This window comes from Saccharothrix lopnurensis (assembly GCF_042658445.1).
Classification (GTDB): domain Bacteria; phylum Actinomycetota; class Actinomycetes; order Mycobacteriales; family Pseudonocardiaceae; genus Actinosynnema; species Actinosynnema lopnurensis.
This window is the reverse complement of record NZ_JBHSQO010000086.1, coordinates 1-9,727: the sequence shown is the minus strand read 5'-3', so window position 1 is coordinate 9,727 and position 9,727 is coordinate 1. Positions and strand designations below refer to the sequence as shown.

Below are 9,727 nucleotides of genomic sequence, written 5' to 3'. Positions count from 1 at the left end.
ACCGCCCTCGGCAGGTTGACCCCCGTCGAATACGAAGCAATCATGACCACGCCAGCCAGCCAGGCTGCGTGACTACCACTGTCACCTACTCGTGCAGCAGACCCGCTGGTCGGCGAGTCGCAACGCAGCCGCCGGAGGTTGACTTGTCCAGGGTCAAGCTCATCCGCAGGGTCGAACCCACTCCGTAGGACATCGGGCTTCACCGACGTGTTCATGACAGCCTGCTCGACGTACCGCGGTGTGCGTACGCGGTCGGCCGCTACCGGTCGCCCGGCTGGGGTTCGATCTCGCTGCCGGGGTGCGGGGGTTCGAGGTCGTCGAGGTGGGGCTGGCGCTCGACGACCGGCTCCGGTGACCGGCTGACTCGCTCGTGGGCGGGAACCAGTTCGTTGTGGCGTTCCTGTCGTTCGCGCTCGCGGACTCCCTCGGGTTGGTCCGCGCGCAGCTCGACCTCGTCGCGCAGGCCGTCGATGCGTCGGCCGAGGTTGTGGTGTTCGACGGCGAGGCGTTCGGCGCGGTGCTGGGCGGTGGTGAGCGTGTCGAGGTCGCGTTGGTGGGCTCTGGGGCGTGCGTGTTCGTGGTCTTTCTCGGCGGCGTTGGCGCGGACGAGGGTGTGGCGGCGTTGCTCGGGTGGCCCGATGTGCTCGTGGAGTCGGGCCGCCTGGGCGGCGAGATCGCGGGCGTGTGCGTGCGCTTGTTCCTCCCGCTCGACGTGTTGTTGGACCTGTTCGGACAGTTCGGTGCGCCGGGTTCGGGCCAGCGGACCGAGAGCATCGAGGGCGTGCTGGGCGCGTGCGCGGCCGGCGGCGGCGTTCTCTGCCTGCTCCAAGGCCGCGTGCCAGCGCTTTTCGAGGTCGTCGGCTTGACGGACCAGGTCGGCCTGTTCACGGAGCCGGTGCAGGTGCTCGTCGAGCGCCCGGACGGCGGGGCCGGCTTGGGCGTCGACCTGGAGCCGTAGTTCGTCGGCCTGCCGGCGCGCTTCATCGAGGGTGCGGCCGAGGGTGGCGAGGCGCTGTTGCCCGTCCGCGAGCAGGCGCCGGAGGTGCTCGTCGTCGTGACGGCCGTGTTCGCGTTCCGCCCAGTGCTGCGCCCTTCGTGTTTCGGGCTGTCGGGCTTCCGGCTGGCGGCCGGAAGCACCCGCAGTGGTCTCGGCAGGCTCGGTCTGCTGCTGTGCAGCGCGCTGGAAGGCGGCGGTGGCCAACGCCGAGGGGTTCTTGACCCGCCTGCCGCTGACCTCGGTGGGGGAGACCTGCCGCAGCGCGGCAACCACGTCGAGACCGGCTTCGGCGGCTTGCTCGATCCGTTGCGCGAGTGCGCCGAACGCATGTCCGCCGGCGACGAGGTCGACAACCTCGGGGTGATCGGGCCACACCTGACGCAGGTGTTCGAGGGCGATGCGGCGGCGGTGGCGCTCCGCAGCAGCCCGGTCGCTGCCCCGCTGCGCCTTGTCCGCCTCCCACAGGAGGGAGCCGGCGGTGCGCTTGATGAAGTAGGCGGCCAGGCGGGCCGGGTCCTCGACGTGGTCGTGACCGACCTTGGCCAGCGGGACGCGTCCCAGCAGGGTGCGGGCGTCCAGACCGCCGACCGCCTGGCGGTCGAGTTGGCGGACGACGGCGTCGAAGGTGGAGCTGGTGATGACCGTTTCGGCCAGTTCGGGGCGTGCGGTCCAGGTCTCGCGCAGCAGGTCGGCGACCTGGTCGCGCATCAGCTGCCACTGGCGTCGGCGTTCGGCCTGCTCGTGTGCGTCGTCGATGCGGCCGTCGTCGATGCGGCCGTCGGCGAGGCGTTCGGCGGCGTCGCGCACGGCCCACGCGGTGAACGCCGCGGGGTCGGTGACAGCATCGGAGGCGACGGTCCGCAGCGGTACCTGGGCCAGCACCTCGCGCACGCCGAGTGCCGAGTTCTCGATCTCTGCCAGGCACCGGGCCACGGTGGTGAATGCGGCGGCGGAGATGAGCCGCTCCACCAGGTCGGGCTCGTGGCGCCACACCTCGCGTAGCAGCGTCGCAGCTCGGTCACGTGATTGCCGGTCCCGCTGTGCGCGTTCGGCGCGTGCCCGATTGGCGGCGGCACTGTGCTTGACGCGCTGCTCACGGCGACGGACGGCTTCGCGTTCGGCGGCTTCGGCATCGCGGACGTACTGCTCGCGGGCCTGGGCATCGGTGAGGTCGCGGAACTCCGCCAGCCCGAGTTGGACAACGACCGGCAGGTCGTCGGGTGAGGTTTCGGTGGCGAGGGCGCGTCGGGCGAGCTTCTCGACCGCGTGTTCCATCCGTTCCGCGCGGGTGCGTGGTTCGGACCGCGCGGTGGCTTCGCGTTCGGTGTCGAGGGCGTCGAGTGGCGCGAAGAGGTGGACCGCGTTGCGGTGGCGGCTGGTGGCGACATGGGCCGCGGGGTTGTCGGCCCCGGCGGCGTGGAACAACACCGTGCCGCCGGACCACTCGCCGTCGGGGCCGCGCCACTGGTCACCGACGGTCAGGCCCTCGCTCTTGTGCACGGTCATGGCGTAGCCGAGGGACACACCGCCGCGGGCGATGTACTCCGGTGTGAGCCTGCCCAGGCGCGTGGTGCGGCCGTCGGCTGCATCCTCCTGCCACTCGACGGTGAGGATGCCGTCGTCGGCGATGGCGGTGACGACGGCGCGGTAGCCGTTGAGGATGTCGGTGTCGGCCAGCGTCCGCCGCTGTACTGCGTTGATGCGCATCAGCACGTGGTCGCCGATGTGGAAGCGGAGTTCGCCGCCGCGGCGCAGCGCGTAGGTGCGGCCAGGGCCGAGTTCGTCGTCGGCCAGGCGCAGGGCTTGGGCGCCGTGGTTGAGCCGGTCGACCATGTCGCGGGTGGCGCTGAGCATGACCAGACCGCGGATCTCGGTGTGCGGGTCGGGTGCTCCGACGCGCATCCGTGCCCAGGTGGCGAGCATGGCGGCGGTGGCCTCGGAGGTGGTGTCGGTGGCGATCAGCCTGTTGTTGAGCATCCAGATCGCGAGGGCTTCGCTGTAGCGGCCTTCCCGCCACAGCGCGATCGCCTCGCGTTCGTCCTCGTCACGCTGCCGTCGGTTGTCGACCAGTTCCGGGCCGTCGACGAGGCGGTGGACGTGCCCGAACAGCGAACCCGCGCCGACGCCGCGCAGCTGGAGCTTGTCGCCGACCTCGATGACACGGGTGCCCGTCCGGGCGGCGCGCTGGTAGAGCCGGGCGCGGTCGCGGTCGTCGGTGAGGTTGGCCTCGTCGACCACGAGCACGTCCACGCCGACGAGCACCGCGCTGTCCGGGTCCTCGACGCTGGTCAGCAGCGAGGTCAGCGTCATGGAGAAGATGCCGGACTCGGCCTGGAGGTTGCGGGCGGCGACTGCGGCGCTGGCCGCACCCTGCACCACGTACCCGGCTGCCTCCAGAACCGTACGTAGGGCACGCAGCAGGGTGGTCTTGCCGGTACCGGGGGCACCGTTGACGGTATCGATCATGCGGCCGTCGGTCGCCAGGCGCGCCACAGCGGCACGCTGCTCGTCGGAAAGGGGATAGCCCTGACCGGCCTCGACGGTGTCCAGTGCCATCTGCACCAGATCCGGGTCGGTGACGCGGATCTGTGACTGGTCGGGGTGGCTGGCCTTCGCCGCGCGCAGGATGATCGTCTCTGCGTCGACGACATCGGTGGTGGTGAACTGCTCGGCGTTGGCCATGTGCTGCGCGGCCAACGAGCGCTTCGCACCCACCCCGTGCACCAACTCCGCCCCCTGGGGCAACCGGACGAAGTCCAGATGGGCCAGGACCCGGTCGGTCATGGCCTCGATCGCCTCGGGCGATTCGTAACCGCCGGGCATCGCGTCGGCGACGTGACGCAACGCGTCGGCGCGGGTGAAGCGTCGGCTGTGCGAGGTCAGACCGGCAGCGGGGTCGAGCAGTTGTCGCGCGATGGACTCGACGGTGATGACCGGCTCGGGTTCGGGCTGCTCGCCGTCTTCGGGTAGATGCCCACCGGCGAGGACGCGCCGCAGCTGTTCGACAGGGTCGCGTCCGGCGGCCAGTTCCTGCCCCTGCCACATGTCCTGGAGGGTGGCCTCGGGTGCGTCGGTGTAGTCGCCGTGAGTTCGCCCCACCGTGGGTTTGGGGCGGCGGGTCAGCCGTGCCGCGAGGTCCTGTTGGAGGCGGGTCGCGGTATGCGGGTCGTGTCCGAGCTGGGTGAGCAGGGAGCGGATGTCGCTGTTGCGTTTGCTGAACTGCCGCAGTGTGTCGTCGTGGATTCCGACGATTTCCCAGCGTCCGGTGCGGTCGCTGCGGCGGTAGCGCACGCCGAAGCGGGTGGTCATCTGGTGGCGGATCAGGGCATGCACCATGTGTTGTACGACCGGGGCGTGGCGGATGAGGTCGCGGCCTCCGGCGGCGATGGTGCTCCACCGGCCGTCCTTCATGCCGCGGGTCATGTTGGCCAGGGTGAGGTGGACGTGCCAGTGAGGATCTCCCACGGGCATCCCCTGGGCGGGGCGGGCGGTGCGTTCGATCATCGCCCAGCCGAGAAAACCCGATCCCGGGACGGTGGCGGCAGTGTGGCCTTGGCCGTGTTTGCCACGCATGCCGTAGGCGGTGCGTGCTTCGAGCCAGTTGAAGGTGCGCAGCACCTGCTGGAGGTACATCGGCTCTGCCTGCGCGGCCAACTCAGGAGTGGCGATGGCGAGAAAAGTCGAGTCCCCCTTGGGGATGTCCACGGTGAGGTCGTAGGCGGCGTTGCCGGTGACCACCCGTCGTGGCACCCGCTTGGCGCGCGGCTTGCCGGTGCGACCGGTGGTCTGCACGACGGTGAACAGGTTCGCCGTCGCCCGCTCGAAGGCACCGGGCTGCCACACCTCGTCCGGCGCCAGGTTCAGGGCGTCGAGAAGGAGACCGGCGTGGTCGGCGCGCAGACGCGCGGTCTCCCCGTCGGCCCGCCACACCCGCTCGGCGGTGGCGAACATGTCGCGCAGCTTCCGATCCGCGAGCACTGCCGACACCGGCACCCCTACTTGGGCGACGATGCCGTGCACGGCGCGTACCAGTGGCGAGATCGGCAGTTTCGCATCCTCCGGGACGGCCTTCTTCGGGTCCACCAGCACCTCTCCGGTGTGCGGATGGTGCCCGGTGGCGAGGGCGCGTGCCAGGGGGAACTGGTCGCGGGTCAGCGGGCTCAGCGGGGTGATGCCGACCTCGCTCAGCCCTTGCCCGATCCACAGCAGACCCTGTGGAGCACCATATGGGTGTGTCGAGAGTGGTCGTTCGCGGTCGGAGCCGCTGCACGAGCCGTGTTCGCCGAGGCGGTAGTCGATCTCCACCGGGTTGAACCCGATGGGCTTGACGTAGGCCATACAACCACCTCCCACGCGCTGCTCGACGACAGCGGTCTACATCCTGTCGCCTGTTCGGCTTTGGCGTGGGGGCCGAGATAGCCACACCGGTGTTGGCCCGGTGCGGTACCTCGTGGATACCATAGTGCAAATTTGCTGATCTTGTTCGGTTTATTTGCAGTGGACGGTGCGGGGTCGAATTTTCGTTGAGCGAAAAGGTACCCGAGAGTGGCGCGGTCGGGATGCGTCACAGTGGGCCCGTGCCGACCGTGTCGGGCGTTCTTTGTGCTGGAGTTCGGAGTAGTCGGCGTTTACGGTGGTGGTGCTCCCAGGGGGATTGTGCGGAGCGGAGGTTGAGGTCATGGCTGTGTCGGCGAAGGACATCGCCCGGCGGGTGTTGGAGGAGGACAGGCGGCGGGCGCGGCTGCGGACGACGGCGATTCGGGATGTCGCGCGGGCCGCTGAGGCGGCCGAGGACGTGAAGCGTGGTAGCGACGAGCGGATCACGGCGCTGCGGAAGCGACATCGTGAGCGGGTCGCCGTGTTGCGTGAGCAGCTCGGGGAGGACATCGAGGCAGAGCGGGCGAAGAAGCAGGCGGCCCGGGTGGGGTTGGCGCAGACGGTGGTGGCGGCGCTGGAGGTGTTCGACGAGGTCGAGCTGGCGCGCTACGCAGGGATGTCGGATCAGATGGTTGCGTCGCTGGTGCGTTTGGCGCGTTCGGCAGCGGCTGGAGACGTTTCGGAGGAACCGGGAGAGGACACCGACGGCGCGGCCCGTATCGGTGGGGGCGTCGCCGGTGTGGTGTCGCCGGACGGGGTCGGGGATGCTCGCGCGGTAGGTGGGGGGCACAGCTTGGGTGTGGGAGGTGTGGAGGTTGGCGGGGGTGAGTACCCGCCGGAGGCGGGTTCGATGTCGCCGTGAGGCGGTCGGGGGTGGGTGGGTGGGGCAGGCTTTGACGGGGTGGCCGGCTCGGTGTCGGCCACCCCGGTTACATGCCATCCGCCGGCGGACGGGATCGACCCCGTCCGCCGGCGGATGGGGGTCAGGCAGCTACCGGTTCGGTGTGCTGCTGCTGGGTGGTCTGCTGCTCCAACCGTCGGCAGTCCAGGCACAGGCCCTGTCGAACCTGCTTCACGTCTCCGCACGTCTTGCACGAACCACCGTCCACCGTGGGCGCGGTCTCCGGCTCCGGCGTGGTCTGCGGTTCCGCCTGCGGCTCGGCTTCGGGCTGGGGTTCCTGTTCCTGGTCGGGCTGGGGTTCGGGGGTGTCCTCGAGGGCGGTGGCGGCGTCGGCGCAGGTGCGGGAGCAGTAGCGCGGGTCATGCGGTGCGGTGCGCTCGTCGTGCTCGTGGGGCACGTCGAGGGGGTTGGGGCTGTTGTTGAGGTTGGCGTCGCAGTGGGCGCAGCAGGGCACGCCTTCCGTGACCGTGACGGCGGCGTGTCGCTCCTGGTAGGTCATCGCCCACTGCTCGATGGTGGCGGCGGTGAGGCGGCGCTGTTGCCGCATGACGCGTCGCCACTCGGCGCGCACGGCGGGCATTCCGCCGTGCGTGACGTGGTAGGCGCATCGGGCGTGGATGGCGTCGGCGTAGGTGTGGCCGGTGGGCAGTTCGGTGATGCCGGGGCGGTCCAGCGAGCGGCACTCGGTGCACAGTCCGTCGTCACCGTGGCCGGACTTGACGCGGTCGGTGTAGACGTCCATGACGGCGCGTTCCCCTGCACACCACACGCACGGGCGGGTGCGCATGTCGGCGACTGCGGCGCGGTCGTAGTCGAGTTCGTAGGCGATCGGCCGCTCTGCACGGGTGGGGGTGTCGTCCACTCCGGCGCGGGTCTGGCTGTACTCGGTCACGGCGCGCGGTTCGGCCTGGTCGCGGGAACGGCGGCGCTGCTCGGGCAGGGTGCGGCGGGCGCTGCGCTCGTGGTGCGTGTCGCTGTTGCGCGGTGCCTGGTAGTTGCCGCGACCGTAGCGGGGCGCGTCGGCGGTGCCGGTGTCCGGGCGGTAGAGGCCCGGGTCCTGGTCGGGGACGCACGCGGCGATGACGGCACGGTCCTCGTCGCTGGTGGTGCGCTGCCAGGCGTTGCGCAGCTTCGCAACGGCGATGTCGTAGGGGTAGCTGCTCAGCGTGGCGGCACACCTGCCCATCAGGGCCAACGTGCCGGGGTCGACGTTGTTGATCACGGAGCGAACGTGACGCTTGGCGGCGGCCAGATCACCGGCCCTGACCAGGGAAGCGATATCGGCAAGGGCCGTGGGAACAGAAACGCTCTGCGACATGAATAACCTCGAAATTCGGATGTGTACGTCCGCCAGGCTTGGTCTTCCCGGCGTTTCTTACGATTTTAATCCTAGTCGGGATTTCTGTGATTTGCAAGACCGGAAGTGTTTCATCTGTTCTTGTTATTGAGGTGTTACCTCGTCCCGTAGCCTCCTGAACTGCTCTTTGTCACTGTTATGCGCGAGCTGCGCGCATTGTCGGGCACGTTCGAAATGGTGGCTAACCCTTTTTCTCCCGTCCCCCTCGCGTAGTGCCGGTTTCGTGTCGCGCAGACCGGGTCAAGGTGGGTCCCGAAATAATTGTTCGGAGCTTGCGGAGAAGAATTATTTCGGGTGCCTTGACGCGGTCGGAGCGGCATGACAGCCTCAGGGCCCGAGGGGGGCATTGGCGACGCGCGGCTTCGGAGACGCGGTTTGCCTGGCCGCGTACGCGGATAGGGATGGGGCAAAGCCCCAGTTCAGATGCTTTCTAAGCTTGCCGTTTAAGCTGTTCGGCGGGGTTTCGTGCCCTTCTTGTGGTGGGCTGGTCGGGTGTATGCCTGGCCGGTGGCCAGGAGAAGGCCGACGTCGAAGCGTTGCGCGACAACACGGTTCTTCGACCCGGCAGGTCGTCCCGGTCCGGGCCGGACAGGTTTCGGTGCCGCTGCCGGGCGGGCGATCTTCGTGTGGAGGTTGCGAAACCCGCGCCGGACACGGGCCGGGGTGAGTTTGGCGGGTTCGGCGGGGCGTTCCCAGGGGTGGCGCAGGTCGGCGACCAGCGGGCGGGCCAGGCGCAGTTGGGCGTGGGCGGCCAGGATCAGCCAGGTCCAGCGGTCGGCGGCGTCGGGATCGCGCAACCGTGGCCGGGTCCAGCCTAGGGTCTGCTTGAGCATGCGGAAGGTGTGCTCGACATCGAAGCGCCGCAGGAACATCCGCCACCACCGGTCGATCTCGGCCGTGTCGGCGTCGACGCCGGAACACCACAACCAGACGGGTTTGTTCACCCCACCGGAAGGCAGGTGCTCCACCGTCAGGCGGATCACGGTGCCCTCGATGATCGGCAGTGGTGCGGTGTGGTCGATCCAGGCGTTGCGTCGGGTCAGTCGTGGGTGCAGCCGGTTCCATGCCTGTGCGGTGGCGGTGCCGTAGAGGCGGGTGTCGGTACGGGTGGTCACGTGTTCGACGCCCCAGGTGGCCGGATCGCCGAAGACGAACTCGCCGCCGTGCTTGGGAAACCGTCCACCCAGAGGGTTGTGGACCCGGGGTGGGGTCGGGCGGCGCAGCACCCGGTCCGACCGCATCCGTCCCAGCACCCGCACCGGCAGATTGGCCAACAGGTGGGCGATGCGGGGCGCGTCGTAGCCTGCGTCGAGCACCACCAGGATCTCCGGATCGCCCTGCCGCCACTGGCCGGCGGCGATCAGCCGTTCGACCACCCCTCGCACCTGGGCGACGGTCACGGCGGCGACGTCCGCGCCGGGCGCCAGGCGGACCGCGTCCAGCAGCGCGGTCCACGAGGTGCCGCCGGTCTCCAGCGCGGCCACGAACGAGTACGGCCATCCCGGGATCATGCGGTGCTCGTTGCGTCCGCGGCCGTAGGTGTGGCAGAAGGAGCGGTCCGGGCAGGTGTTGCCGTCCGGGCGCAGCCACGGCGAGACGTCCACCGCGAGCACCAGACGACCGTCCGCCGCGCGGGGCAGCGGCAGCCCGGCCAACGCGTCGCGCAACCGGTCGGTGTCGATCCGGCCGTTGTTGACCGCGTCGTACAGCCCGCCGTGCCCGCGCCGGTGTTCCGGTGCCAGCGACAGGCCGACCAGCGTCCGCACCGGCCCGTCGGCGCACAACACGGCGTCGGCCAGCTCGAACAGCCCGTCCGCCCGGCGGGTCAGGCAACAGTGGAACTCACGGCGGAACCCGGACAACGCCCCGAGCGCGGGCCCGGAGTCGAGATGGTGCACACTGATCACGCAGCCCTTTGGTCGATCATCCTTCTGTCGCAAGAGTGATGATCAACCAAGGGCTGCTTCCATGATCAACCGGGGTGCACGTCACCGACCGGAACCTTAAACGGCAAGCTAAGTGCCCGTTTCCGAGCTACTGAGGTTGGGTGAGTCGGCGGGTGGTGATGCGGATCATGGCCCAGCGGACCATGGCT

The 9,727-nt window shown here is 69.6% G+C and carries 4 protein-coding genes; 1 reads left to right on the top strand and 3 read right to left on the bottom strand.

Annotation, left to right across the window (positions count from 1 at the left end):
* Positions 1-259: 259 nt before the first annotated feature.
* Entirely contained in the window at positions 260-5,335 is a 5,076-nt protein-coding gene (locus ACFP3R_RS37250; RefSeq protein ID WP_380643707.1) for an AAA family ATPase, read from the bottom strand.
* Positions 5,336-5,675: 340 nt separating this feature from the next.
* Here ACFP3R_RS37250 and ACFP3R_RS37245 point away from each other — a divergent pair, with 340 nt between their 5' ends.
* The gene (locus ACFP3R_RS37245) at positions 5,676-6,236 is read left to right on the top strand and encodes a hypothetical protein (protein ID WP_380643705.1); all 561 of its coding nucleotides are present in this window, start codon (positions 5,676-5,678) and stop codon (positions 6,234-6,236) included.
* Between the two features lie 121 nt (positions 6,237-6,357).
* Here ACFP3R_RS37245 and ACFP3R_RS37240 read toward each other — a convergent pair whose 3' ends face one another.
* Positions 6,358-7,497, bottom strand: a complete 1,140-nt coding sequence (locus tag ACFP3R_RS37240) for a hypothetical protein (protein WP_380643703.1) — start codon at positions 7,495-7,497, stop codon at positions 6,358-6,360.
* 578 nt (positions 7,498-8,075) lie between these two features.
* On the bottom strand, positions 8,076-9,530 hold the full coding sequence (locus ACFP3R_RS37235; RefSeq protein ID WP_380643710.1) for an NF041680 family putative transposase: 1,455 nt from the start codon (positions 9,528-9,530) through the stop codon (positions 8,076-8,078).
* Positions 9,531-9,727: the final 197 nt, after the last annotated feature.